The organism is Oribacterium sp. oral taxon 078 str. F0262 (assembly GCF_000160135.1).
Classification (GTDB): domain Bacteria; phylum Bacillota; class Clostridia; order Lachnospirales; family Lachnospiraceae; genus Oribacterium.
The window spans coordinates 567,073-567,368 of the sequence record NZ_GG729935.1 but is presented as its reverse complement, the minus strand read 5'-3'; the positions used below and the strand labels follow the sequence as shown (position 1 = coordinate 567,368).

The following is a 296-nucleotide window of genomic DNA, read 5'->3' as shown; positions in this document are numbered from 1 at the left end:
CATTTCGCTTCATCTGTCTGCCTGTTCCAAGACGCTTCTGTCTGACATGACATCGATTCTTCATGATCTCGGAGAGATTTCCGGCAAGACCCTATTTATTGATGGGACAAAGATCGAATCCTGCGCGAACAAGTATACGTTTGTCTGGAAAAAATCCGTTACAAAGCATCAGGCCCGCCTGTTTGAAAAGATCCTTTCTTTTATCGAAGAATGCGAAATTTTGTACGGAATCAAAGTGGTCTATAACGGTAAAGCGACACTGCACACCATGAAACGGCTGCGCAAAAAGCTCTATC

General features: G+C 43.9%; 1 pseudogene. It reads left to right on the top strand.

Annotation, left to right across the window (positions count from 1 at the left end):
* Nucleotides 1-296, top strand: a pseudogene (locus GCWU000341_RS14485) (IS5/IS1182 family transposase); the annotation flags it as partial.